Here is a 23688-nt window from a genome sequence, read left to right as displayed (position 1 = left end):
TTATCTTTCAATAACTATAAATAATTTTATTGTCCATCATGAGTGTACCAGAAAAGGATGCATCCTGTAATCGTGTATCATCTTTGCCATTTCCCCACGGAAAATCACATGCTATAATGAATCAGACAAGCAAACGAAAGGATCATGCCATGAAGAAACAGAAATTACTCTTTGTCTGCCACGGCAACATCTGCCGCTCGACGATGGCGGAATTCGTCATGAAGGACCTCGTGCAGAAAGCGGGGCTTGCGGATGTTTTCACGATCGACTCTGCGGCCTGCCGGCGCGATGAGATTGGCTCCGATACCCATTGGGGCACGAAGCAGAAACTCCGCGAGATGGGCGTTCCCTTCACGCCGCGCCATGCGCGCCAGATCACGAGCGCAGACTACGCGAAGTACGACTGGATCATCGCCATGGACGGCGAGAACATGCGCGACCTCCAGCGCCTGACGCACGGCGACCCTGCGCACAAGACGGCCCTGCTGCTCGACTTCGCCGGCGAGCACCGCGAAGTCGCCGACCCCTGGTACACCGGCAATTTCGACGCGACATACGACGACGTCCTCAAGGGATGTCGGGCCCTGCTGTCTTCCCTTACGAAACCAGCGCGATAAGACAAAAAGGCCTTCCCGAGAGGAACCCCTCTCGGGAAGGCTTTTTGCAAGATGCGATTGGCCCGCTGGCCAGCTGTGCATCAATAATTCTCGGCGTGAATCTCGAAGAAGCTCTGTGGATGAGCGCAGGTCGGGCAGATCTCCGGCGCTTTCGTGCCGATGACGATGTGACCGCAGTTGCGGCACTCCCAGACCTTGACTTCGCTCTTCTCGAAGACCTGAGCCGTCTCGACATTCTTCAAGAGGGCGCGATAGCGCTCCTCATGATGTTTCTCGATCTCTGCGACGAGGCGGAACTTCGCTGCCAGTGCCTTGAAGCCCTCTTTCTCGGCCGTCTCAGCAAAGCCCTTGTACATGTCCGTCCACTCGTAGTTCTCGCCTTCAGCGGCGCTCAGCAGGTTCTCTGCCGTCGTGCCGATGCCGAAGAGCTCCTTGAACCAGAGCTTTGCGTGCTCGCGCTCGTTGCTCGCCGTCTTGAGGAACAGAGCGGCAATCTGCTCATAGCCGTCTTTCTTGGCGCGAGAAGCGAAGTACGTGTATTTATTCGTCGCTTCACTCTCACCTGCCAGTGCTGCTAAAAGATTTTTCTCAGTCTGCGTGCCTGCATACGGATTTTTCTTCTCTGCCATTTCGTTTCCTCCTAATCAATAATTGTTATTTTTTATTTTAATTCATTATAACATAATCGATTTGATAAATCCAGCCACTTTGAGATTTTCTTGATACTCAGTCAAGGCTGATGACATCGCTGACGGCCGGGATGCGGCAGAGACGCTCCGTACCCGGATCGTGATGGTGGAATTCCTTCAAATACTGGCTCTCGATGCGGTAGACATCGATGTCGAGGCAGGCTGCTGCCATAGCCGCGGCCGGCGCGGCGAGCGACGAGCCGCCCGTGATATCGATGGCCGTGCGCCCGACCGAATCCCAGATATCGTGCTGCTTCTTCATGACACGGTAGAGCGACGGGATGTCCTCGCCCTGGATGTAGGTGCAGCATAGGCTGCCGTCATCGAGGCCGAGGTTCTGCTGCAGGAGCTTGACCTGCAGTGCCTGCTCCTTCCGGCAGAAAATATGCACGTTCTGCGGCTCGAACAGCGCGACCGTGAAGGTCGAGAGCTCCCAGAGCGGCCCCATGAGCAGGAAGAGGCCGTAGTAATCGCGCTTCTCCGCTGCATAATGGCCACGGAAGCGCTCCTGTGCCATGGGCATGAGCTCCGCATCGTAGTAATTGTCTGCCCAAAGCTGCTGTTCCGGCGTTTCCTGAGGCATGCCGCGCCATATCTCTTTCTTGTCTGACAAACTCATCATGCCACATCACCCCTGAATCACTTTACTCTATAGGAGTATTCGACCCAGCCCCCGCTCTTCCCTGCTTGTCTGAAAAAAACTCTGCCACCCCGGCAAATTCTCGCAGCTCGCGGCAGAAAGCGGCGTATACATCTGTGTAGATGCTGCCCTTCTCCCAGATGAAGTCGAAATCGTGCTGCATGGAGAAACCCGCGAGCGGGATCTCGCGCAAGAGGCCTGCCTGCAGCTCTTGCTCGACGGCAATCCGGTAGAGAAAGGAGATGCCGGCATCGCGCATCAGCAGGCCGATGATCGTGTGCATGTTGCCGACCTCCGTATAATGCACGAAGTCGCTGACCTTCATGCCGCAGAGCGCGAGGTTGCGCTCGAGGATGTTGCGCGTGCCAGAGCCCGGCTCGCGTATGAGCAGGCGCTCTGCCAGCAGGTCGTGGAAGTGCCTGGGCTCCGGCATGGCGAACGCGTGATGCGCGGCGCAGACGCCGATGTATGTTTCCGTACTATAACGGACGTGCTCGTACTCATCCTGCGGGTAGTAGCCCTCGACGAGTGCGAGCTGTATGCTGCCGTCTGCAAGCATCTGCAGCAGCTGTTTCGTATTGCCGAAGACGAGACGGACATTGCGCTGCGGATGGGCGCGCAGCATCCGCGCAAGCGGCTCCATGATGGCGTACTCGCCGACCGTCATCGTCACGCCGAGCGAGATCTCCTCGATGCCAGACACCTGGTTCCGGAGTTCTGCGAGCAGTTCCTCCTCGTCGTTCTTCATCGCGACGAAGCGCTTGCGCAGGATCTTGCCGGCCGCTGTCAGCGAGAGCTTCTTGTTCTCGTAGCGGAAGAGCGCCATGCCGTAGGCCTCCTCCAGGAAGTGGATGTGCTGCGAGACAGCCGGCTGCGTAATGTTCAGGATGCGGGCCGCCCGCGTGAAATTCATCGTCTGGCAGACGCAGAGAAAGGTGGCAACGCGAAAGTCCAGCATTGTATTCCCCCCTTATCGATAAGATTATCTTATCGATATATTATAATACATCATTTTACATATTCAATCCCTTCTCCTATAATTCGGATTGTCGCAATCACATTGCACGGAAATCTGCAACCACCACGAAGATAAGGAGTTATACTATGCAATCCATTCATCTCTACTGGCGCCGCGCGAGCATCGGGCTCATCGTGACGCTCGTCTGCTCGATTGCCGGCCAGGCTCTCGCCAAACTGCCAGGCTTCTCGCTGATTGGCCACCTCGTGCTCGCCCTCGTGCTCGGCATGTGTCTGCAGTTCGCGCGCTCTCTGACGACCGCCGCTCAGCAGAGCACGCCGTTCATCGCCAATAAATTCCTGCGCGCGGGCATCATCCTCCTGGGCTTCAAGCTCAACCTCGTCATCCTCATGAGCGCCGGCCTCAAGAGCCTCGAGGCTGCCATCGTCATCGTCGCCGTCATGATCCCGCTCAACTATTTCGTCGCCCGCTTCTTCAAAGTCGAGCACACGCTCGCCATCTTGACGGCCTGCGGCTGCAGCATTTGCGGCGCAGCGGCCGTCATGGGTGTCTCGAGCGCCGTCAAGGCCAAGACTGACCAGTCGGTCCTCGCCGTCGCCATCGTCGCCATTCTCGGCACGCTCTTCACGCTCATTGAGGTCGGCCTGCAGCCATTCCTCGTCTTCACGGACGCGCAGTTCGGCGTCATGGCCGGCCTGAGCCTGCACGAGATCGCGCATGCCGTCGCCGCCGGCGGTGCGGCCGGTGCCGTCGGCACGGACAGCGCCATCATCGCCAAGCTCTCACGCGTCCTGCTGCTCGCGCCTGTCGCCATCATCATCGGCATCCTCGAGGCGCGCCGCTTCCGCAAGCAGGACGGCGCGAGCGAGGGCAAGATGACGGTGCCGATCCCGTGGTTCATGGGCGGCTTCATCCTGGCCAGCGCCGTCGGCTCCTACCTGCCGTTCGTCAGCGATTTCGTTCCGTCGCTCGTCCAGCTCGCCTATTTGCTGCTCGGTATGGCCATGGCCGCACTCGGCCTCAACGTCAACTTCGGCGTCATCCTCGAGAAGGGCGTCCGCCCGATGCTCGGTGCCATCCTCTGCTCCTTCGTCATCATGGGGCTCGCCATCAGCATCGTTCACATGTTCTTCTAATAATAAACTAATCTGGTGCTGAGCCAAAATTCACACCGTTTTGCTATCATAGAGGCAGGTAAAGAAAGGAGGAACCATCATGAAGAAAATCATCATGGCCATCACCACGGCTCTTGTCGTGGCTGTCTCTGTACCTGTCCTGGCGGCTTCGTCCGAGGACAACACCTGCCCGGTCGAGAGCTGCTGGCAGAACAATGCCTCCTGCAACAACGGAGCGTATTGCCGGAACGGCCGGTCCTACTGCCAGGATGACTCGTACGGCTGCGCACCGGCTCGCGGCTGCGGCGGTGCGCGCTATACCTACTGCCGCTGAGCGGCAATAAAAAAGAGATGCCTCATGGCATCTCTTTTTTATTGCGCGGATTTCTTGCTGGCTGCTCCGCTTTCACCGCCTTGCCAGCGCTGTCTTTCGCATCCACTTTGGCAGCCTGCTTCTCTTTCTGCTTCTTCTTCCAGGCTTCCTCGCGCGCCTTGTCCTTTGCGGCCTTCTCCTTCTGGTAGGTCCTGTAATCCTTCGCCGAGATCTTCTCGAGGTATTCCGGCGGGATGCGGCGGAAGGCAGCGGGGCGCAGGCGATGAAACTCCTTGTAGTCGGCCAGCGCTGCCTCTTTTCTCTCCATCTCATCCTCGATCTGCGCGCTCATGAGATAGCTGTAGGGATTGTCGGCATCGACCTTCTTGGCCGCGGCGCAGTCAGCGAGCGCCGCCTCTCGATTGCCGACCATGCGGTAGATGTCGGCGCGATTGAGGAAGTTGTAGGCGTTCTTGCTGTCCTGCGCGACACCGCGGTTAGCGTAGTCGAGAGCGCCCGCATAGTCGCCCTCGACGGCCTTCGCGCGGCCGCACATGACGTAGCTCGCCGCTTCATCATCCAGATTCTTGGCCGAGAGCACGCGCGAAAATTCCCAGAGCGCCTGCTTGCCCATAGCGTAGTCACTGTAGGCGTCACCGTTCTCGCGCATCTTCTTGACGTCTTTTGCATCGGCCGCCCAGACGCTCTGAAGCGCCTCAGAATGTTCCTTACGGCGTGCCGCTTCCGCTGCCTTCATCTTTGTCCGCGCACCAGAAGCGGCTTCCTTGGCATACGCCTCCTTCACGAGCTGCTGCAGGCGGCCGCCAAGATTGCCCGCAGCCACGAAGTGGCGCAGCGGCCCGTAGACGCGGTCATCCGTCAGGAAGGTAACGCCGCCCTCGCCGTCCGGGCGGAAGTCCCAGCCTGCAAGCGAGTCATAGTCATGGAAGGCCCTGGCCAGGCCGCCCGCAACATAGTAGGCATTCTCGACTGTATTGTCGTAGTCATCGCGCGTCCAGTCCGCCGTCAGGAGTTCCTGCCCGTCAATATAGACAGTCTTGCGATCCTTGACCGTCACATGGCCGCAGCCGTAATCCGTCATCATCTGCGCCAGGCGCTTCTCGCGCAGCTCCGTCTCCGGGTGATCGGAGAACGTCTCCTGCCCCTTCGCCTTTTCGTCGAGGTCCTGGTATTCGAGCACATTGCGCGTCTCATACGTCAGGTAATAGGCCATGCGGTACATGGCTGCAGCGGGGCCGCCCGGATTGAAGCCGGCGCTCGTCATGATGTAGAAGCCGCCTGCATCAGCCTCGTACTCCGTCGGCAGCGTGACGTTCTTGGCGATGGAGTAATTGGCCAACGCATTGAGCTTGTTCCAGTCCATGAGCCCGGCATCCATGTTGAGGAAGCTCATGCCGTAGTACTGCGCCACGGCCTTAGCGTAATTCTTGGCGCTGTGCTGCTCGATGCCATGCGTCATCTCGTGGGCGAAGACGGCGGCGAGCTCATCTTCATCGCACTCGAGGCCGCGCACGAGCGCCCTGTTGATGCTGATGTAGTCTGTCGGAAAGCAGGCGGCATTGAAGTCGCTGCTGTTGTTGACGCCCCAGACGAACGGCAGCGAGTTGACCTTGAGCACGTAGTCGCCCTTGTCGATGAGCTGCTTCATGACCCGGTTGACAACCTCGACATCGTGGTGGTTGTCGTCCTCCCCGTTCTCACGCAGGTCCTGACGCGCGCTCTGCACCTGCGCGCTGACATCATTGCCGAGCGCGAGGATACTCGCAAGGCTAGACTTGTAGGCCGCAAAGATGCCGAGCGACTGCGCGGCAACGGCCCAGGCATCAACGGCCTCCGCCCGCCCCGCCGGCAAAGAGACTGCCGAGAAGCCCAGCATGCCGCAGACGAGCACCGTCAGCAATTTCTTCTTCCAAGGATACAAATAAAGCACCTCCTCGTTTCTACTGCCCCGATTATAACAGATAGAGCCCCTGATGGGAATACTTTGTTGAGTCAATTATTAGCCATGCCTTGAAAGCCCCTGCCCTGCATTGTATAATTTTAATGGAATTTTATCTAGTATAGTCTCGCTTCATGAAGAACAGCAGAAAAAGGAGGCAGGATCATGGAGACGAAAGACGAAAAGGTGCTCAAGGAGCCCTTCGCCGAAATCGGCACGAAGATGCATCTCTTGCTGCACACGGGCCAGATGTTGATGGAGAACGGCGCGGACAGCGACCGCACAGTGCGCGACATGATGCGCACCGCGGCCTACATGGGCATCCCGAAAGACCGCATCCACCAGCATGTCATGTACACGACGCTGATGCTCAATGTCAACGACGAGCAGCACTCTTACACGGAATTCCGCAAGTGCACGACACACGGCATCAACATGACGACGTTGACGGCCATCAGCAAGCTGACTTGGCGTGCACTCGAGAAGAATTACTCGCTGCATGAATTCGAGCGCCATCTCTTGCACATCAAGAACAAGCCGCGCAACTATCCGGTCTGGCTCACGGCCTTCGGCGCCGGCGCGGCCTGCGGTGGCTTCTGCAAACTCTTCGGCGGCAGCTGGCTCGACTTCGTGCTCACGGCCATCTGCGCCTTCCTCGGCTTCTACGTCAGAAGGCTCTTTGCCAGCTATGCGTTCAACACGTACGCCGTCATCGCCATCACCTCATTCGCGACGACGATGTTCGCCTGGGCCACGCAATTCCTGACGGGGTCCATGAACTGGTATCCGCTGATATCCTGCACGCTCTTCCTCGTCCCGGGCATCCCGCTCATCAACGCCGTCGACGACTTCCTCAACAACTTCATCGTCTCGGGCATGACGCGGGCCATCCACACCCTGCTGATTGTCGGCGCGATGACGTTCGGCATCGTCATCGCCATCCGCCTCGGCAATGTCGCTGACTTCACGGCGGTCAGCCTGCGGCCCGATAACATCTACTTCTCGCAGGCCATTGCCGCCGCAATCTCCGCGATGGGCTTCTCCATCATCTTCAACATCCCGCGGCGGCTGCTGCCCGTCGTCGCCGTCGGCGGCATCATCACCGTCCTGCTGCGCAACATCATGGTCCTGCAGCTCGGCTTTTCGCAGACGGCTGGTTCCTTCCTCGGCGCGGCTGTCGTCGGCGTCCTCGCGCTCAAGGCCATCCACTGGTTCCACGCGCCGAACATCATCCTGACCATCCCATCCGCCATCCCGATGATCCCTGGCGTGCTGCTCTACCGCGTGCTCTTCGCCCTGCTCAACATCCAGGACATCACCGCATCTGCCCTGCTCACTATGATGCGCAATGGTGTCGAAGCCGTCACGATCATCATCGGCATCGCCATCGGCGTCGCCATCCCGAACATCTTCATCCACCGCTACATCGAGAGCAACAAGCAGCGCACGGTCAAGGATCTGCTCGACAAGCGCTACATCCAAGAAGATTGAGGAGGCTCTGAAGCCATTCCCGCACGATGCTATCCAACTATTCCTAAAAAGAATCGTTTGGATAGCATTTTTCTATTGAAAAAGTTCAGATATTTCTATATCATAAGATATGTAACACAACGACATGCGCAGTCAACAGGATATCCACTCAACATGAAACACGACATACAGAAAGGGAGGCATCATCCATGAACAAGATCAATCAAGAAGCCCTGGCCGTCAAGCGGGCGGAGCAGCTCTTTGACCGCCGCCGCCGCACGGTTGGCCTGTTCGGCGGCCCGCTACTGGCCCTGCTCGTATTCTTCACGCCGATCGACGGGCTGACGCTCGAAGCGCATAAACTCCTCTCCATCATGGTCCTCGTCGCCATCTGGTGGATCACGGAGCCCGTCTCCATCCCCGTCACCTCGCTCATCGGCCCGACACTCGCCGTCATGACGGGCGTCGTCCCCGTCAGCATGGCATTCGCCGCCTTTGCCAATCCCATGATCTTCCTGTTCATGGGCGGCTTCATCCTCGCGAAGGCCATGATGACGCACGGCATCGACAAGCGCTTCGCCTACTGGCTGCTCTCGCGGTCCTGGGTCGGCTCCAATCCGCGCCGCATCTTCCTGGCCATCGGCCTCGCCGCGGCGCTCTGCTCCGGCTGGATCAGCAACACGGCCACGGCGGCCATGATGTTCCCGATCTGCCTCGGACTGCTCGCCTCCATCAAGGAGATGTTTGCCGCTAACGGCCGCAACATCGACCTCTACGACTACAAGTACGCGACTGGACTCATGCTCATGACGGCCTACGCCTGCTCGATTGGCGGCGTCCTGACGCCGATCGGCACGCCGCCGAACCTCATCATGCTCGGCTTCCTCGACCAGATGTGCGACATCCACGTCTCTTTCTTCGAGTGGATGACCTGGGGCGTCATCGCGATGATCCTCTACTTCATCATCGCCTACGTCGTGCTCGCGCGCATGTTCCCGGCCGATGTCACGAAGATTGAGGGCGCTGAGCAGTTCATCCATGACAAGCTTCGCGAACTCGGCCACTGGACGCGCGCCCAGAAGAACACGGTCATCTGCTTCGGCGTCTCCGTCATTCTCTGGATCCTGCCGGGCTTTCTCTCAATCGCACTCGGCAGCACCTCGCCGGTGCTCAAGATGTACAACCGCCTCTTCCCTGAGGCTGTCGCCGCCATGCTCGGCGCCCTGCTGCTCTTCCTACTGCCCGTCAACTTCAAGAAGCGCGAGTTCACACTGACGTGGAAGGATGCGCGTGACGGCATCGAGTGGGGCACGCTGATCCTCTTCGGCGGTGGCCTCGCGATGGGCGGCATGATGTACAAGACAGGCCTCTCGAAGTGGGTCGGCGACAGCATCATCGCGATGATGGGCGGCGAGCCGTCTGCCATCGCCATGGTCGCCATCTTCTCCATCATGGCCCTGCTGCTCTCGGAGCTCACGAGCCACACAGCCGCGACAAACATGATCGGCCCGCTGGCCATCACGGCCGCCATCTCGGCCGGCATAAACCCCGTCCCCGTCTCGGTCGCCATCGCGCTCTCGGCATCGCTCGGCTTCATGCTGCCGGTCTCGACGCCGCCGAACGCCATCGTCTACGCCTCGGGCTACATCCCCATCACGAAGATGATCCGCACGGGCGTCTACATCGATATCATCGGCATCGCCTGCGTGACGATCCCGCTCTGCATCTACTTCGTCTCCTGGATCATCGGCTGATCGGCCAAAATTGCAATAAGAAATGCTGCACCATGGATATGATGCAGCATTTTTTTGCCTCAATTATTGATGCGGTAATCCTCGAACGAGGCGATCATGCCGGAGTCGAGGCCCGCGATGAGCTCGCGCAGCACAGAGGGGGCCGTGTAGTCGAGCGGCAGGAAGCAGTCCTTCGCCTCATTGTAGTGGCGGCGTATCGTGTTCTCGATATCGCGGATGGCGCGCTCGTTCTGCCGGAGACACGATGCGTAATGCGAGGCGGAACGGCTGTAGCCGAAGTAGGAGATCACGCCCCAGAGCGCGACGAAGATCCAGGCGGCCATCGCCGGCAGGTGGATGCCGACGATCAGGTAGAGCAGAAGCGCCAGCAGGAAGCCGCCGATAATCCAGCGCACCTTGGACGGCTGCTGCCAGTATGCCGACTTGAGCCAGAGGTCGGCAAGCGTCGCGTACTTGTCGTCAAGCTCCTCAAAATACGGCGCAAGGCGCCGCAGCTCCACGAGCGTCTCCTTGCGCGTCGCCGGCACCGGCGCCAGATCCTTGAGCAACACGAGCTCCGGCATGCCCTCCGAGACGGGGCTGGCCGCCAGCGTCGCGGGCTCGCCGCAGAAGGGGCAGATCCGCGTCCCCGATTCCAGCATACAGCCACATTTCCTGCAGATCATGATTGATCCCTTCTTTCTCACTTAACTCACTCACTTAACTCACTGAATCGAATACATTATTGATATTCGCCAGCCCACGAAAAAATCCTGCTGCAAAGCGATGCAGCAGGATTTTTTTATGGAAAGATGGGCAGATGGATTGCCTCGCTCATTTGACCGTGCGCTCCACTGTCTCGAGCTTGCCCTCTTTCTCGAGGCCCTCGACCCATTTTGCATGGTGGTGCTTGGCATAGCTCTCCTTGACCGTGCCGTCGCGCATGCCCTGGAACGAATCCGGGTTGACGCCGATGGCCAGGTAGATGTGGCCGATCGCTGCGGCAAAGCCGAGGCCGGCGCAGATGCTGTGCAGCGGGATCATCCAGGTGCGGATGGCCGGCGAGATGTGACCGGCACCGAGCCAGAGCGTGAGGCCCGAGACGACGAAGCCGAGCCACAGCAGCGCCTGCAGCAGGATGTTCATGCGCTCACCGCCGTTGTAGAAGCCCTGTTTCGGCATGCCCTCCGGCTCCTTGCCAATGAGCTCTGCCGGGAACTTCACGAGGAACTTCACATCGTCCTTGTCGAAGTGCAGGACCTCACGGATCAGCGTCATGATGCCGGAACGCGCCGTGATGAGCAGGGCGACGATTGGATTCAGGATGAAGATGACGCCGAGCATATGGTGCATGGTCTGCAGCGTCTCTGCACCGAAAGCCTCGTAGAGGAACAGGAACTTATTGGTGTAGAGCGGCATCGCCGTCAGGAATAGCAGGAAAAACGTCACGGCGTTGATCCAGTGGAAGTAGATGAACCCCTTCTTATGGCGCTTGATGTAGGTTACGTTCTTGGACATCACTTCTCCCCCTTCCCGTTCTCGTCATCGTCTTTCTTGCCCCTCATGCCCTTGACGGCAGCGAGGCCGAGCACGCCGACGAGCGCACCGACACCGGCGACCTTGCCGAGCGGGCGCACGACGTCCTTCCAGATGTCGATGGAGACAGGCGTCTTGGCCTGCGGCTTGAAGCCGTAGACTTCCGGCTTCTCCGGCAGCACGTAGATCATGTGGACGCCGCCGACGCCCTGCGGGTTGAACACGTTGGCATCCGGATAGCCGTCTTCCTGGAGCTCCTTGACGCGCTGGCGCGCGATCTCCTCGATCTCCTCGTACGGTGCGAACTGCAGGGCATCGGCCGTGCAGGTCTTGGCGCACGACGGCGTCATGCCCTCTTCGATGCGGTCGAAGCAGAGGTCGCATTTCGTCGACTTGTGCGTCTCCTTGTTGATTTTCGGGACGTCGAACGGGCAGTTGGCCACGCAGTAACCGCAGCCAACGCACTTGTCGGCGTTGATGACGACAGCACCCGAGTCGAGCTTGTCGATGGCCTCCTCCGGGCATCCCTTCGCGCAGGCGGGATCGCCGCAGTGCATGCACTGGACTTTGACGAAATCCCAGTGGAATTTGCCTTTCGCGTCCGTGCGCTCCGTCATGCGGATGAGGTTCCACGTCGTCGGTGTCAGTGTGGCATGCGACTGGTACTGACCCTCGAACGGGGTCGACATGTCAGCCGGCAGGTCATGCCACTGCTTGCAGGCGACCATGCAGGCCCTGCAGGCGCTGCAGCGCGCGATGTCGTGCAGCATTGCCATTTCTTGTGCCATTTACTTTTCCTCCCCTTCATCGAAAACCGGCGCAGCGGCCAGCAGTACACTGCCCCGCTTCACGAGCCCCTGCTCCTGAGCCAGGAGGTCAAGGTGGAGCGTCGCCCAGTCATGCCGGTAGATGATCTCAGATGCATCCGGACCGTCCGGCGCTTTCGGGTCCATCTGCTTGCCGCCCTGATACGTCTTGAGGTATGTGTGGCATTCCTCGCAGACATCGAGGCGCATCTCTTCTTCCCCCTCCGGCTCCAGCACCTTCATCTTCTCGAGGTCCTGGTTGCCGCAGTAGGCGCAGCCGACGCGCGCGTACGGCCAGACCGTGTGGCAGCCGTCACAGACGAGAAAGCGCGCGCGGCCCTGCTGCTCCTTGCGCAGGACAGCCAAGACAGGTGGCCTGCCGCAGACCGGACAGTAATTGCGCTTCCAGCCGATCTCTTCCCAGACGGCTGCATCCTTGGCCTCTGCCGGCACGAGCGCATCGACGACGGCCCAGCCGAGGAGGCGCAGGCCTGTCTCATGGAGTCCGCGCGCTTCTGCGAAAGCATGGATGCGCGCATCCGCCTGCTGAAGAAGCAACGCAAAGAAGGCAGCTGCCTCCTCCGGTGTATCGGTAAATGTGCGCATCGAGGCGAACGACTGGCGCAATCCATCCGGCATCGTCAGCTGCTCGCTCGCGAGCAGCTTGGATATGGCGCGGCCGAATGAGGCTGCCGCTGCTTCGGCCATATGCTCTTGCAGCTCGCTGTGCTGCAAGAGCGGCAGGCCGTCCTTCGTCATCGCCTTCCAGGATGCTTTCTCGGGGAACGCGACAGGCGTCAGCGCTTCGCCCAGCAGGCCCTCGAGTGCGAGCTGCCAGCCGGCCGTCTGCTCGAGATAGCCATGCTGCGCGAAGTAGTCCTGCCACATCGCCTGGCAATCCTTTCGATTCTTTTCCATCATCAATACCTCATGCCTTCTCTACGTTGACGAGGCAAGCCTTGAACTCCTGTTCCTCGGAGTTCGGGTCGAGCGCGTCATTCGTCAGGTAATTCGTGCTCGGGCCCGTCGAGAGGCCCTTGAATCCGAAGGAGTACGGCATCCAGACCATGTGCGTCTCCTCGCCGTTGACCGTCAGCGGCTGCGCGCGCTTCGTGACCATCGCCTTGACGACGACAGAGCTGCGGGCCGAGCTGACCTTGACCTTGTCGCCGGCCTTGACGCCGATCTTCTTGGCGAGCTGTTCGCTGATCTCGATGAAGTTCTCCTTGACGAGCTCATTGAGCCACGGAATGTTGCGCGTGACCGTGCCGGAGCACCAGTGCTCCGCGATGCCCGAGCTGCAGAGCACGTACGGGAACTTGTCCTTCGTGCCGATTGGCTGCTTCTCCGGCAGGCGCGGGTACTTGATGCACGGATTGTGCTGTGCGTTCTCATTCTCGTGCATCGCATTGTGCGTCGGGCTCTCGAACGGCTCGTAGTGCTCGGGGATTGGACCGTCGACCGGCGTCGAGGATGCATCGCGCGTCGTACCGTCCGGATTCTTATCCTGATACGGTGCAGCGTAGATGCGCGCGATGCCCTCGCCGTTCATGCGGAATGGCTTCTGGCCTGCCGGCGTCGAGGGACCGGCCGTGCGATTGCCGACATCCGGCACATCGTAGCCCGTCCACTTACCCGCTGCCGCATCCCACCAGACAAGCGGATGCTCTTTGTCTGCGGGGCTGCCGTCTGCGAGGCACGAAGCGCGGTTGTAGAGGATGTGGATGTTGTCCGGCCATGCCCAGCCGAACTTCGGGAAGATGCCGATATTGCCCGGATCTTCCTGACCGCGGCGCGCCGTCATATTGCCCTCGCGGCCGTAGTAGCCTGCGTAGATCCACATGCCAGAGGCCGTCTCACCGTTGTCCTTGAGCTCGCCGATGCCGTTGACGACCGTTCCCGTCGCGACATCGTAGCCGCTGATCTCCTTCATGATGTCCTCGAGGTAGTGGTCCTCACGGTAGTCCCAGGTCATGAACTTGATCGGATCGTCTTTCGTCTCCGTCGAGTCCGCGTAGAGCTCGCGGATGCGCTTCCAGAGCATGTCGTTGATCTCGTAGTCCGGCTTCGAATCGCCGAGCGTATCCGGGCCCTTCATTCGCCACTGGATCAGGCGCATCGAGTTCGTGATGGAGCCCTCGCGCTCGAGGTAGGAGCAGGCCGGCAGGAAGATGACCTCCGTCTGTATGTCGGCCGGATTGTCGCCCGGACGGTTCCAGAACTCCGCCGTCTCATTGATGAAGATATCCTGCACGATGAGGGAGTCCATCTTGCAGAGGCCGTCGTGGACGAGGCCGGCATTGGCATTCGTCACGTGCGGGTTCTGGCCGCAGAGGTAGAGCGCGTGCATCGTGCCGCGCCATGCATCCTCGAAGATCGCGTAGATGGAATCTGGATGATTGCCGTTGCGGATGGCGCCGTAATTGAAGCCGTAGTCGTTCTCGGCCGTCGCGTGCTCGCCGAACCATGCCTTCGTCATGTTGACGTACCACTTGCGGCGGAACGTGCCGAAGGCATCCGTCCACTTCGCGAGCGTGTTCGTCTTGTGCGTCGGCGCGACGAGGTAACCCGGCTGCATGTTGAACTCGATGCCAAAATCCGTCGAGGCCTGAACGTTTGGCTGCCCGCGCATGGCGATGATACCGCCGCCCGGGATGCCGATGTTGCCCTTGAGCAGCTGCATGATCGTGAAGCAGCGGATGTTCTGGACGCCGATCGTATGCTGCGTCATGCCGAGCGCGTACATGATGATGGCCGGGCCCTCGTGGTTGACCCAGATGTCGGCAGCGCGCTGGATGTCATCGGCCGGCATGCCCGTGACATTCGAGACCATCTCGACCGTGTAGCGGCTGTAGAACTCCTTGAGACGCGAGAGGACCGTGTTCGGTGCAAAGAGATCATCGGCCTTCTGCGGCTTGCCGTCCGCGCCGAGCGCATAGCCCCAGCTCTTCTTGTCCGTGTACGACTTCTTGGCCTCATCGAAGCCGGAGAACAGGCCGTCGTGGAACGAGAAGTCGTCGCGCAGCAGGCAGGCAGCGTTCGTATTGCGCAGCACGTAATCCTTGTCGAACTTCTCACGCTCGAGCATCTGCGAGATGATGTAGCCCATGAAGGCGATGTCCGTGCCCGGGCGCAGCTGGAAGAACTCGTCCGCGATCTTCGACGTGCGCGTGTAGCGGACGTCGACGTGGACGATCTTGGTGCCGTTCTGCTCACGCGCCTTCATGACATTCTTGAGGCCCATCGGATGGCATTCCGCGAGGTTCGAGCCCTCAATCCAGACGAGCTTCGTGTTCTTGAGGTCGCCCCACGGGTTCGTCATGGCACCGCGGCCGAAGGCAGCGCTCATCGCCGGCGGCGTGTTGGCATGGCAGACGCGCGTCTGGTTGTCGATGTAGACGACGCCAAGTGCGCGGGCCATCTTGATGTTCTGGTAGCATTCCTCGTTGTTGATCTGAGAGCCGCCGATAAAGGCGAGCCCGTCCGTGCGGCGGACCTCATACGTCTCGCCGTCAATCTCTTCGGTCTGCTTCCAGCCCTTTTCGCGGGCATTCTTCATGGCCTTTGCCGCGCGGTCGATGGCCTCGTCCCAGCTGATCTCCTCCCAGTGATCACTGCCCGGCGCGCGGTACAGTGGCTTCGTCGCGCGCTCCTTCGAGTTCGGGATCGTCGCGTAGCCGAGTCCCTTGCTGCAGAGCGCACCGCGATTGATTGGGCTGTCCGTCGCACCCTCGAGGTTGATGAGCTTGCCGTCCTTCACATAGCCGATGACGCCGCATCCGCAGGCGCAGAAGTGGCAGATTGACGTGAACTCACGTGCTCCCTTGAGCTTGAACGCATGAGCTGCTGCCCTGGCTTCCTTGAGGTCGAAGCCGAGGCTGGAAAGTGCCAGACTGATGCCGCCGATGCCGGTGGCCTTGAGAAAATCGCGTCTGCTCAAATCCATTTTATCTCTCTCCTTTGATACGTGTATTTATGTAAATGGTATTTACATCGATGTAAGCAACCGGTCAGCAGATGATGCGCTCCGGATTCGTGTAGACGCAGAAGCTGCCCGGGGCCATGCGCGCGACGAGCGTGATGCCGAGCTTCTTGGCGAGCGCCAGCGAGAGCGTCGTCGGCACGGACTTTGCCGCAACCGTCGAGATGCCCATGCGGCCGAGCTTCATCATCATCTCAGACGAACAGCGCCCGCTGAAGATGATGATCTTGTCCGTGATGTCAACATGGTTGCGCAGCGTCCATCCGTAGAGCTTGTCAAAGACATTGTGGCGGCCGATGTCCTCGCGGAAGACGAGGATCTTCTCGGCCTGCTGGTCCCAGATGATGCCGCTGTGCACGCCGTTCGTCTTCTCGTGCGTGGCCGCAAGCTCTGCGAGCAGCTTGTCGGCACAGGCGAGGATATCGCCGGCCTTGAAGCGCACATCGCGCGGACGTTCGAAAATCTTCTCCGGCTCGCAGTCCAGGATCTCACGGGCGCGGAAATAGCGCGGGTCTGTCGCATTGCCGGCGGCCCATGCCTGTGCCTCCGCCGTCGTCACGACCACAGCCTGCAGCGTCTCCTCGTCGATATCCATGCGGACGATGTCGTCGTACGTGCGAATCTGGCCCATCTGCGCCAGGATGCCGATGACGAGGTCCGTGTGGTCACCCGGTGAACAGAACGATGTCGTAAAGCGCTTTCCATTGAGGTAGATGTCAAGATAGCACTCCATAGATGTGTACTTGTGATCGTCCACAAAGGAATCCTTCTCGCTCACATAGCGGATGACGGGGTAATCGATGAGTTCTTCCTCTCTTGCCTGCACCATAGCTTCCTCCTATTTTGCATTATTAAAATTTATTAATATGTTTTCGTATCATTTTTTATTATTATTGCACTTCTTAATCCGCTTGTAAACAACTTTTTTCACAGATGCGATGAAAAACTAGCCTGACACAAAAACAGCCTGCTCGAATGAGCAGGCTGTCACCTGATTTCAAACACCTATTCGCTTATTCCCCATGAGGAAGACGATGACCTCTGCCGCCTTCGCCGCATCGTCGAGGGCGTATTCCCTGACCTCCGTCAATCCCTGTTGCGGCTTGGTGAAGCAGGCTGCTGCATCACAAGGCAGCGTGAGCTCGCCGCGCTCGCGGAAGAGCTCGATGCGCGGGGCCGTGCCATGGCGGCGGCTCTCGATGAGCACGAGGTCAATATCCGTGAAGCGTGCGGCAATGGCTACGAGGTCTGCGCGCTCTGCGGTCCGCTGCTCGATAAAGTAGCCGTTCGGCGAGACGACGGCGACGCCCGCAGCGCCCGCCTCCTTGAAGCGCCAGCTGTCCTTGCCCCGCTCGTCGACATCGTAGCCGTGGCAGTCGCCCTTGACGACACCGACGCGGATGCCCCGCACGCGAAGCTCCGGCAGCACGCGCTCGATGAACGTCGTCTTGCCCGTGTTCGAGACGGGCGCCGAGATCGTCACGAGCGGGCGGCTGCGCCGTTCGTTGGCCATGCGCCCGCAGGCCAGATGCCAGTCGGCAACGGTGTTGACATTGAAGAACAACGCCGCGTCCGGGAAATCCACATAAGCGTGCGGGACAGAGTCTATGACGATGCCGAGCTTGCGCTCCCCCCTCGCGAGGGCCTCGGCAAAGCGCGCTGAGAGGTCCCAGCGATAGAGGGCTGCCAGCGGCTGGCGGCGCCCTGCGCGAGGCAGGACGGCCTGACAGCTTCCCTCCTCCGCTGCCTTCAAGAGAGGCCGGAGCTCCGCGAGCTCGAGGAACGGCATATCGCATGAGACGGCCAGTGCATAGCCTGCCTCTATCTTAGACAGGCCGCGCATCAGGCCTTCCATCGGACCCCGGCCCTGCACACCGTCTTCGACGAGCGTCAGGCCATAGCGCTCCGCGATATCCTGCAGGGCAGGCGTCCTTTCCTCCACGCAGAGGCAGCGCTCCGCAAAGGGCAGGGCTGCCGCCCTGCGCGCGAGCCGCTCGAGCAGCCCCTCGCCATCATATGACAGGAAGCGCTTATCGCGCCCCATGCGCGAGCTCTTGCCGCCCGCGATGATCAGCAGTGAAGCATCCGAAAATTCCACGATTGTCTCTCCTCTGTCGCGTCACTTGCGCGCGCATTCACCGGCATCGCCGCGCAGGATCTCGATGCCGTGCAAGAGCTCCGGCAGCACGAAGCTCAGGCATTCCTCGACGGCCTTGCGGCTGCCTGGCAGATTGACGATGAGCGTGCGCTTGTAGATGCCGGCCTGTGCGCGGCTCAGCATCGCGCGGTGCGTCACCTGCATCGAGAGGGCGCGCATCGCTTCAGGGATGCCTGGCACCAGGCGCTCGCAGACGGCAAGCGTCGCCTCGGGCGTGACGTCGCGGACCGAGAAGCCCGTGCCGCCCGTCGTGACGACGAGCGCGATGCCGCGGTCGCCGAAGGAGCGCATCTTGTGCTCAAGGTCGTGCTGCTCGTCGGGCAGGATGACCTTCTCGGCCACCGTGTAGCCAGCTGCCTCGAGCATCTCCTGCACCTTCACGCCGCTCTCGTCCTCGCGCAGCCCCTTGCTGCCCTTGTCGCTCGCCGTGATAATGGCCGCATCGAGAGGGATTTTCTCTTTTGTGATCTCAAGCGCATCGCCTTCCTCGATCCAGCCGCCGTGTAGCACGCGCGCGAAGACGCCCTCGCGCGGCATGATGCAGTCGCCGACCTGACTCCTTATCGCGCAGCTCTTGTGGCATTCCTTACCGATCTGCGTGATCTCGAACCAGACTTCGCCGGCGCGCAGGCGCGTGCCGACCGGCAGTTCCTTGAAGTGGAAGCCCTCCGCGACGATGTTCTCGCCGAAGGCGCCGAGCTTGACATCGATGCCGCGCTTGCGGAACTCCTCGATCTCCGCGAGCCCGAGGAAGCTGACCTGACGATGCCATCTGCCCGCGTGCGCATCGCCGACCATGCCCCATTCCGTCTGGAAGAGCGCCTTGTGTACCGGCGTCTTGAGCGTGCCCTTCTTCTCACTGATGCAGAGTGCCTTGATCGTTCCCATGAATATCCTCCATTCTATCCGGATATGCTTCTATCTCTATCCGCTTGCCATCAGCCGCCGACCTGATACATGGCCCGGCTGTCCTTCTCGTCATACGATGCCGCCTTGAAATAATGTTCCTGCGGCTTGTGGTAGATTGCCTGCTGCAGGGCATGCCTGAGCCCGTCGTCGCTCATGCCGCTGCGCAGCATTCCCCGGAGATCCGTGCCCGTCCTCGCATTGAGGCAGAGCTTCAGGAAACCCTCCGCCGTCAGCCGCACGCGGTTGCACGAGGAGCAGAATTGATGCTCCATCGCGTCGATGAAGCCGACCTGCCCCGCAAAGCCATCAGCTTGGTAGTAGACGGCAGGGCCGTGCACACCGCGTTCCGGCAGGACGGGCCGCAGCGGGCCAAACGCCGCCTCGAGGCTGCTCCTGACCTCCGCCATCGGCAGTCCCCTGAGCCCCGCCTCGTAGGCGCAGCCAATCGGCATGAGCTCGATGAAGCGGAACTTCCAGGGTCGCTCGCGCGTGAAGCGCGCGACGAGCTCCGGCAATTCCACCTCATTGACGCCGGCAATCGGCACGCAGTTGAACTTGACATCGCGAAGCCCCGTCGCCGCGATGGCCTCGATGCCATCTTCGACGCGCGCGAAGAACGGGCGCCGCGTGAGCTCCGTAAAGGAAGCCGCCTTGAGCGTGTCGAGGCTGATGTTGACGCCCGTGAGCCCGGCTTGCACGAGGTCTTCAGCCATGTCCGCGAGCAGGACGCCGTTCGTCGTCAACGCGACGGACTCGATGCCCGGCACAGAGCGGATCTCGCGCACGAGCTCGACGACGTTTCGCCGGATGAGCGGTTCGCCGCCCGTCAGCCGTACCTTGCGCACGCCGAGCGAGGCCAGCGCCCGCACGATGCGGACGATCTCGTCAAAGCGCAGGATGTCCTCGTGCCGGAGTTTCTCGACGCCATTTTCTGGCATGCAGTAGCGGCAGCGCAGGTTGCAGCGGTCCGTCAGCGAGATGCGCACGTATTCGATTTTTCGTTGGTAGCGGTCGTACATACTATCACCTCAAAGAAGAACGCCCTTGACCCGCGTGCCGGCCATGAGAGGCCCCGTGCCGGCCGGGATGTCAATCAGCGCATTGCAGCCAGCCGCCGAGAAGAGCGAGCCCGAGTCGTGCTGCGCCGGGATCTCGAAGATGCCCGCCTCGTAATGCGCGCGGATGAAGCGCCGCCCGTAGCTCGGCTTCGGGAACGCATCGGCGAGGAAGCCCTCGACCGCACGGCCTGCGACAGGGCTGCGGCCCGAGAACGCTTCGAGCACGGGGCGCGTCAGGAGCTCGAACGTCGCGTAGGACGCGAACGGATTGCCCGAGAGCGCGATGCCGAGCATATCGCCGACCGTGTAGGCGATGACAGGAGCGCCCGGCTTGATGCAGACGCGCCAGAAGAGGCGCGTGCCGATGAGGCGGACGACCTCGTGCATGATGTCCTTCTTGCCGACCGAGACGCCACCCGTCGTCAGGAAGAGGTCCGCCTTCGCCTGCCAGTCAGCGATGACAGCAGCCGCCTGTTCGGCGTCATCCGGCAGGATACCAAGCACCTCCGGCTCAAAGCCGAGTTCCCGCAGCCTGCCCGCAAGAGCGTAGAGGTTGCTGTTGTAGATCTTGCCGGGGCGCAGCGGCTCACCCGGCAGCACGAGCTCATCGCCCGTGCTCGCGATCGCGACGCGCGGACGGCGGAGGACCTTGACCGTGCCGAATCCCAGGCTCGCGAGCACGCCGAGATGTGCCGCCGTGAGCTCCGTGCCACGCTCGACAGCCCGTGTCCCCTTGCGGACATCCTCGCCCGCAAAGCAGTAGTTCTCGTGATGGTGGAGCTCGTACGGCACAAAAATGCGGCCATCCTCCACCGTGACATCTTCCTGGCGCACGACGCAGTCACAGCCCTTTGGGATGGCCGCGCCCGTCATCAGACGCACAGCCGAGCCCGCTGGCACTTCTGCCGCGAAGAAATCCCCGGCGCACTCCTCGCCGATGACCGTAAAGGCAGCCGGTGCCTCCTTCGTCGCCCCCTTCGTGCCGGCGGCCGCAAAGGTGTAGCCGTCGAGCGGCGAGCGGTCGAACGGCGGATTGTCAAATGTCGCGACAGCATCCTCAGCGAGGACGCGCCCGAGCGCCTCTAAAAGAGGCACCTCCTCGACGGCTTCGATTTTCTTCGTGTGTTCGAGCAGGACCGAGATGGCCTGCTCCAGAGAAATATCCTGCATGAGCAACCTCGCTTTACTTCTGGAAGGGGCAGATGGGATAGCGGCAGACCTCGCAGCGCATGCAGAGGCCGCCGATGCCGAAGTGGCGGATCTCCTTGCGCGTCACGCGGTCACCGGCAATCGCGCGCGGCAGGATCATGTCGAAGACCGTCGCCTTGTCGAACATGACGCAGCCAGGCAGGCCCATGACCGTGACCTCGCGTCCCTCGCGCACAGAGTAGCCGAGCAGGAACATCGCGCCCGGCAGCACAGGTGCTCCGTACGTCACGATGTCGACGCCGGCATCGCGGATGGCCGCCGGCGTGCGGTCGTCGGGGTCGACACTCATGCCGCCCGTGCAGAGGATGATGTCCATACCGAGGTCCAGGAGCTCCTCGATAGCCGCCTTCGTGTGCTCTGTCACGTCATCCGACAGACGGTGCTCCGCGATCGTCAGGCCGAATTTCTTGAGCTTTGCCGCGATGACCGGCGTGAAGGTGTCCTCGATGCGGCCGAGGAAGACCTCCGTGCCCGTCGTCACGACGCCAACCTTGAGGTCCTTGCGGTACGGCAGCAGGCGAAGGAGCGGCTCCGTACCTGCCGTGCGGCGCACCTCCTCCATCTTCTCGCGTGCAATGAAGAGCGGCGTCACGCGCATGCCCGCAAGCTTCATGCCCTTCTTGACCGGCATGTTCTGCGCGAGCGTCGCGATCGTGACATCCTCGAGCTCATTGACCGCATCAAAGCGGTCTTCATCGACCTGGAATACGCCGTCGCAGTCCGCGATGAGCTCGATCTTGCCCTCCTTCGGCGCCGTCGCCGTCATATGCTCGTTCTGGCAGAGCTCGCGTAGGACATCGGCCGCCTCATTCTCGTGCATCTCCGTCGCATCCTCATCCCAGACGTAGATGTGGTCCTTGCCGAGCGAGAGCAGTACGGGGACGTCCTCTTCCTGGATCACATGGCCCTTGCGGAACCGCGCATTCTTCGTCACGCCGCGCACGATCTGCGTGATATCGTGGCAGAGCACCTGCCCGACTGCATCGACTGTCCTGATTTCCTTCATCGCGCTCATCTCTCCTATCTGCTGCACACGTGCATATTGTGCGAATCATCAAAAATCAATCAAAAAGACCATCCTCCCGCAATTGCAAAAGGATGGTCTTCGCCCCTTGGATTTCGCCCCTTTTCAATCACGGAAGGCCCCGGCGTTTCCCCCGGGACCCTGGCTCGTCCACATAGCCAGCCCATGATGCCCGGCCTTAGCGGATTTCGCTCGGAGTCGTATCGTATCTTTTCTTATTTTAGCAGACTTGCTGCCCTTTTCCTATAATATTTTTCACACCTCATCCTCTTTATCGCCATCATCCGCACGTTCTCTCTTGAGCAGATGTGCCTTAGTGATGCCCTGCTCTCCGAAGCGCTTCTTGATGGAATCGATGGCGGCGTAGAGATTCTCCTTGCGCACCTCCTCGTGAAAGAGTGAGATGGCGCCTGAAGTGTCAAAGCCGGAAATAGCGATGCCGAGCAGGCGGATGCCCTGATGCACGCCGAGTGCCCGGTAGAGCGCGAGCGCCGTCTCGTAGATGTCGCGGTCGTAGCACGTCGCCTCCGCCAAGGTGCGGCTCCTCGTGTAGGTGCGGAAGTCGCCGAGGCGCAGTTTGAGCTGGATGGTCCGCCCCTTGCAGCCCTTGCGGCGCAGGCGGTAGCCGACTTTCTCGGAAAGGTCGAGAAGTACCCGCTCCACTTCCTCTACGGACTCGATATCCGCGGGGAATGTGACTTCCTTGCCGATGGACTTCGCCGCTTCGCGCGGCGCCACAGGCCGCGCGTCGATGCCCGAGGCCAGCGCGAGCAGGTGGTCCGCCATGTGCGCGCCGAGGCTGCGGACGAGCTTCTCGCGCGGCGTCCGCCGGAGCTGGCCGATCGTGCGGATGCGCAGCGCTTCGAGCCTGGCTGCCGTCTTCTCGCCGACACCCCAGATGCGGCCGACTGGCAGCGGGTCGAGGACGGCCTGCTTCCCCTCCTCCGTGATGATGACGAGGCCGTCCGGCTTCTCGAGATCCGAGGCCAATTTCGCGAGGAATTTATTCGGCGCGATGCCGACAGAGGCGACGAGGCCCGTCTTTTCGCGGATCTCCGCCTTGAGCTTCTCGGCATAAGCGCGCGGCGACTCCATCAGGAGCTCCATGCCCGTGAGGTCGAGGAACGCCTCGTCGATGGACAGCGGCTCGACGACGGGCGCGTAGCGCGCAAAGATCGCGAAGATCCCCTGCGACACCGCGCGGTAATGCGCGTAGTCGCCTTCGATAAAGATGCCCTGCGGGCAGAGCCGCTTCGCCCGCACGATTGGCATCGCCGAGTGCACGCCGAAACGGCGCGCCTCGTAAGAGCAAGTCGAGACGACACCGCGCCCGGAAAGCCCGCCGACAATCAGCGGCTTCCCGCGGTACTCCTCGTGATCGCGCTGCTCAATTGAAGCAAAGAACGCATCCATATCCACATGCATGACAAGCCGCTTCATCCAATCGCCCCCTTTCCTCTATTCTAGCGCAGGCCGAAAGTCCCGCGCAA

The 23688-nt window shown here is 60.8% G+C and carries 21 protein-coding genes and 1 riboswitch; of the genes, 5 read left to right on the top strand and 16 right to left on the bottom strand.

Annotated features, from left to right (window positions below; translation table 11 throughout):
• The first annotated feature begins 149 nt into the window (after positions 1-149).
• Entirely contained in the window at positions 150-617 is a 468-nt protein-coding gene (locus tag QDI87_RS09045; RefSeq protein WP_036378315.1) for a low molecular weight protein-tyrosine-phosphatase, read from the top strand.
• A gap of 80 nt (positions 618-697) precedes the next feature.
• Here QDI87_RS09045 and rbr read toward each other — a convergent pair whose 3' ends face one another.
• The 3 genes from rbr to QDI87_RS09030 form a co-directional block, all read right to left on the bottom strand.
• On the bottom strand, positions 698-1246 hold the full coding sequence (rbr, locus tag QDI87_RS09040) for a rubrerythrin (protein ID WP_036378317.1): 549 nt from the start codon (positions 1244-1246) through the stop codon (positions 698-700).
• A gap of 97 nt (positions 1247-1343) precedes the next feature.
• Positions 1344-1928 (bottom strand): hypothetical protein, encoded by a 585-nt coding sequence (locus QDI87_RS09035; protein ID WP_036378319.1) that lies wholly within the window; start codon positions 1926-1928, stop codon positions 1344-1346.
• A 22-nt stretch (positions 1929-1950) separates the two neighbouring features.
• Positions 1951-2904: a LysR family transcriptional regulator gene (locus QDI87_RS09030; RefSeq protein ID WP_036378321.1), complete on the bottom strand. Its 954-nt coding sequence runs from the start codon at positions 2902-2904 to the stop codon at positions 1951-1953.
• A gap of 146 nt (positions 2905-3050) precedes the next feature.
• On the opposite strand from QDI87_RS09030, the gene QDI87_RS09025 reads away from it, so the two are divergent.
• Both QDI87_RS09025 and QDI87_RS09020 read left to right on the top strand, forming a co-directional pair.
• The gene (locus QDI87_RS09025) at positions 3051-4061 is read left to right on the top strand and encodes a YeiH family protein (protein WP_278743059.1); all 1011 of its coding nucleotides are present in this window, start codon (positions 3051-3053) and stop codon (positions 4059-4061) included.
• Positions 4062-4140: 79 nt separating this feature from the next.
• Positions 4141-4374: a hypothetical protein gene (locus tag QDI87_RS09020; protein WP_278743058.1), complete on the top strand. Its 234-nt coding sequence runs from the start codon at positions 4141-4143 to the stop codon at positions 4372-4374.
• 22 nt (positions 4375-4396) lie between these two features.
• Here QDI87_RS09020 and QDI87_RS09015 read toward each other — a convergent pair whose 3' ends face one another.
• Positions 4397-6250: a M48 family metalloprotease gene (locus QDI87_RS09015; protein ID WP_423791166.1), complete on the bottom strand. Its 1854-nt coding sequence runs from the start codon at positions 6248-6250 to the stop codon at positions 4397-4399.
• 228 nt (positions 6251-6478) lie between these two features.
• On the opposite strand from QDI87_RS09015, the gene QDI87_RS09010 reads away from it, so the two are divergent.
• Positions 6479-7804: a threonine/serine ThrE exporter family protein gene (locus QDI87_RS09010; RefSeq protein ID WP_278743054.1), complete on the top strand. Its 1326-nt coding sequence runs from the start codon at positions 6479-6481 to the stop codon at positions 7802-7804.
• A gap of 188 nt (positions 7805-7992) precedes the next feature.
• The gene (locus QDI87_RS09005) at positions 7993-9537 is read left to right on the top strand and encodes an SLC13 family permease (RefSeq protein ID WP_278743052.1); all 1545 of its coding nucleotides are present in this window, start codon (positions 7993-7995) and stop codon (positions 9535-9537) included.
• A gap of 59 nt (positions 9538-9596) precedes the next feature.
• Here the strand turns inward: QDI87_RS09005 and QDI87_RS09000 are convergent, their stop codons facing one another.
• The 12 genes from QDI87_RS09000 to QDI87_RS08945 all read right to left on the bottom strand — a co-directional run bounded on the left by QDI87_RS09000 (position 9597) and on the right by QDI87_RS08945 (position 23638).
• A complete protein-coding gene (locus QDI87_RS09000; protein ID WP_278743049.1) occupies positions 9597-10178 on the bottom strand; it encodes a hypothetical protein in 582 nt (193 codons plus the stop codon).
• A gap of 172 nt (positions 10179-10350) precedes the next feature.
• A complete protein-coding gene (locus tag QDI87_RS08995) occupies positions 10351-11034 on the bottom strand; it encodes a formate dehydrogenase subunit gamma (protein WP_036378330.1) in 684 nt (227 codons plus the stop codon).
• Positions 11034-11840, bottom strand: coding sequence for a 4Fe-4S dicluster domain-containing protein (locus QDI87_RS08990; protein WP_055160938.1), 807 nt, complete (start codon positions 11838-11840; stop codon positions 11034-11036). The genes QDI87_RS08995 and QDI87_RS08990 overlap by 1 nt, the downstream gene beginning before the upstream one ends.
• Positions 11841-12776: a formate dehydrogenase accessory protein FdhE gene (locus QDI87_RS08985; RefSeq protein WP_278743046.1), complete on the bottom strand. Its 936-nt coding sequence runs from the start codon at positions 12774-12776 to the stop codon at positions 11841-11843. It lies immediately after the preceding gene.
• A 10-nt stretch (positions 12777-12786) separates the two neighbouring features.
• Positions 12787-15804: a formate dehydrogenase-N subunit alpha gene (gene fdnG, locus QDI87_RS08980; protein WP_278743044.1), complete on the bottom strand. Its 3018-nt coding sequence runs from the start codon at positions 15802-15804 to the stop codon at positions 12787-12789.
• Between the two features lie 64 nt (positions 15805-15868).
• A complete protein-coding gene (gene fdhD, locus QDI87_RS08975) occupies positions 15869-16669 on the bottom strand; it encodes a formate dehydrogenase accessory sulfurtransferase FdhD (RefSeq protein ID WP_278743042.1) in 801 nt (266 codons plus the stop codon).
• 168 nt (positions 16670-16837) lie between these two features.
• Positions 16838-17938 carry a molybdopterin-guanine dinucleotide biosynthesis protein B gene (mobB, locus tag QDI87_RS08970; RefSeq protein ID WP_278743041.1) on the bottom strand — a complete coding sequence of 367 codons (1101 nt, stop codon included), beginning with the start codon at positions 17936-17938 and terminating at the stop codon, positions 16838-16840.
• Between the two features lie 21 nt (positions 17939-17959).
• On the bottom strand, positions 17960-18886 hold the full coding sequence (locus QDI87_RS08965) for an MOSC domain-containing protein (RefSeq protein ID WP_278743039.1): 927 nt from the start codon (positions 18884-18886) through the stop codon (positions 17960-17962).
• 50 nt (positions 18887-18936) lie between these two features.
• On the bottom strand, positions 18937-19926 hold the full coding sequence (gene moaA / locus QDI87_RS08960; protein ID WP_278743037.1) for a GTP 3',8-cyclase MoaA: 990 nt from the start codon (positions 19924-19926) through the stop codon (positions 18937-18939).
• A gap of 9 nt (positions 19927-19935) precedes the next feature.
• Positions 19936-21135, bottom strand: coding sequence for a gephyrin-like molybdotransferase Glp (gene glp / locus QDI87_RS08955; RefSeq protein WP_278743035.1), 1200 nt, complete (start codon positions 21133-21135; stop codon positions 19936-19938).
• A gap of 13 nt (positions 21136-21148) precedes the next feature.
• Complete coding sequence (locus QDI87_RS08950) at positions 21149-22180, bottom strand: molybdopterin-binding protein (RefSeq protein WP_278521154.1); 1032 nt, start codon at positions 22178-22180, stop codon at positions 21149-21151.
• Positions 22181-22280: 100 nt separating this feature from the next.
• Positions 22281-22408, bottom strand: a riboswitch (molybdenum cofactor riboswitch).
• Between the two features lie 45 nt (positions 22409-22453).
• Positions 22454-23638, bottom strand: coding sequence for a DNA polymerase IV (locus QDI87_RS08945; RefSeq protein WP_278743033.1), 1185 nt, complete (start codon positions 23636-23638; stop codon positions 22454-22456).
• Positions 23639-23688 lie beyond the last annotated feature (50 nt).

Source organism: Mitsuokella jalaludinii (genome assembly GCF_928722185.1).
GTDB lineage: Bacteria > Bacillota > Negativicutes > Selenomonadales > Selenomonadaceae > Mitsuokella > Mitsuokella jalaludinii.
The sequence above is the reverse complement of the archived record's forward strand: the minus strand, read 5'-3'. Positions and strand labels throughout refer to the sequence as shown.

Excerpts from the sequence above, each read along its gene's own strand:
- QDI87_RS09045 (WP_036378315.1), top strand. The coding sequence starts at position 150 with ATGAAGAAACAGAAATTACTCTTTGTCTGCCACGGCAACATCTGCCGC.
- rbr (WP_036378317.1), bottom strand. The coding sequence starts at position 1,246 with ATGGCAGAGAAGAAAAATCCGTATGCAGGCACGCAGACTGAGAAAAAT.
- QDI87_RS09035 (WP_036378319.1), bottom strand. The coding sequence starts at position 1,928 with ATGATGAGTTTGTCAGACAAGAAAGAGATATGGCGCGGCATGCCTCAG.
- QDI87_RS09030 (WP_036378321.1), bottom strand. The coding sequence starts at position 2,904 with ATGCTGGACTTTCGCGTTGCCACCTTTCTCTGCGTCTGCCAGACGATG.
- QDI87_RS09025 (WP_278743059.1), top strand. The coding sequence starts at position 3,051 with ATGCAATCCATTCATCTCTACTGGCGCCGCGCGAGCATCGGGCTCATC.
- QDI87_RS09020 (WP_278743058.1), top strand. The coding sequence starts at position 4,141 with ATGAAGAAAATCATCATGGCCATCACCACGGCTCTTGTCGTGGCTGTC.
- QDI87_RS09015 (WP_423791166.1), bottom strand. The coding sequence starts at position 6,250 with ATGCTGGGCTTCTCGGCAGTCTCTTTGCCGGCGGGGCGGGCGGAGGCC.
- QDI87_RS09010 (WP_278743054.1), top strand. The coding sequence starts at position 6,479 with ATGGAGACGAAAGACGAAAAGGTGCTCAAGGAGCCCTTCGCCGAAATC.
- QDI87_RS09005 (WP_278743052.1), top strand. The coding sequence starts at position 7,993 with ATGAACAAGATCAATCAAGAAGCCCTGGCCGTCAAGCGGGCGGAGCAG.
- QDI87_RS09000 (WP_278743049.1), bottom strand. The coding sequence starts at position 10,178 with ATGCTGGAATCGGGGACGCGGATCTGCCCCTTCTGCGGCGAGCCCGCG.
- QDI87_RS08995 (WP_036378330.1), bottom strand. The coding sequence starts at position 11,034 with ATGTCCAAGAACGTAACCTACATCAAGCGCCATAAGAAGGGGTTCATC.
- QDI87_RS08990 (WP_055160938.1), bottom strand. The coding sequence starts at position 11,840 with ATGGCACAAGAAATGGCAATGCTGCACGACATCGCGCGCTGCAGCGCC.
- QDI87_RS08985 (WP_278743046.1), bottom strand. The coding sequence starts at position 12,776 with ATGGAAAAGAATCGAAAGGATTGCCAGGCGATGTGGCAGGACTACTTC.
- fdnG (WP_278743044.1), bottom strand. The coding sequence starts at position 15,804 with ATGGATTTGAGCAGACGCGATTTTCTCAAGGCCACCGGCATCGGCGGC.
- fdhD (WP_278743042.1), bottom strand. The coding sequence starts at position 16,669 with ATGGTGCAGGCAAGAGAGGAAGAACTCATCGATTACCCCGTCATCCGC.
- QDI87_RS08965 (WP_278743039.1), bottom strand. The coding sequence starts at position 18,886 with ATGGGAACGATCAAGGCACTCTGCATCAGTGAGAAGAAGGGCACGCTC.
- moaA (WP_278743037.1), bottom strand. The coding sequence starts at position 19,926 with ATGTACGACCGCTACCAACGAAAAATCGAATACGTGCGCATCTCGCTG.
- glp (WP_278743035.1), bottom strand. The coding sequence starts at position 21,135 with ATGCAGGATATTTCTCTGGAGCAGGCCATCTCGGTCCTGCTCGAACAC.
- QDI87_RS08950 (WP_278521154.1), bottom strand. The coding sequence starts at position 22,180 with ATGAAGGAAATCAGGACAGTCGATGCAGTCGGGCAGGTGCTCTGCCAC.
- QDI87_RS08945 (WP_278743033.1), bottom strand. The coding sequence starts at position 23,638 with ATGAAGCGGCTTGTCATGCATGTGGATATGGATGCGTTCTTTGCTTCA.